The organism is Pseudomonas sp. K5002, from assembly GCF_013386655.1.
GTDB lineage: Bacteria > Pseudomonadota > Gammaproteobacteria > Pseudomonadales > Pseudomonadaceae > Aquipseudomonas.
Window position 1 is genome coordinate 1 of the sequence record NZ_JACARK010001707.1, and the last position, 535, is coordinate 535.

The following is a 535-nucleotide window of genomic DNA, read 5'->3' on the forward strand; positions in this document are numbered from 1 at the left end:
CGGTGGCAACGCTCTTGGAAAGCCCCGACACATACACCGTGCGTTCCGGCGCCAGTTCGGCCACGGGCGGTGGCGCGTCCTCGGCTAAAAACGCGTAGGCAGCATCCTCGATCAGGATCAGGTCATTCCGACGGGCAATCGCCACCAGGTGCTCGCGCTGCGCCATGCTCATCACCCAGCCCAATGGGTTATGCAGGGTCGGCATGCTGTACACGGCGCGTACCGGGCGCCGGGCGCAGAGTTGTTCAAGAAAAGCCAAGTCGGGGCCCGTCGCGGTCACCGGGATCGCGACGATTTCCAGGTGCAGCGTCTCGGCCAGCACCTTGAACCCGGAATAGGTCAACGCATCCACCGCCACCACATCGCCGGGCCTGAGCAGCGACATCATGGTCACCGCCAGCCCATGCTGGGCACCGCTGACGATCAGCACCTGCTCGGCCTGCACCGTCAACCCACGACTCAGCAGATGACGCGCCACCGCTGCCCGCTCATGCAGCCGACCGGCGTGAGGCTGATAGCGCAGCAGCGCCGCCAG

The 535-nt window shown here is 66.0% G+C and carries 1 protein-coding gene; it reads right to left on the minus strand.

What is annotated here, in order from left to right:
• A partial coding sequence (locus HX846_RS38820; protein ID WP_178967654.1) for an aminotransferase class I/II-fold pyridoxal phosphate-dependent enzyme occupies positions 1-535 on the minus strand: 535 nt, incomplete at both ends.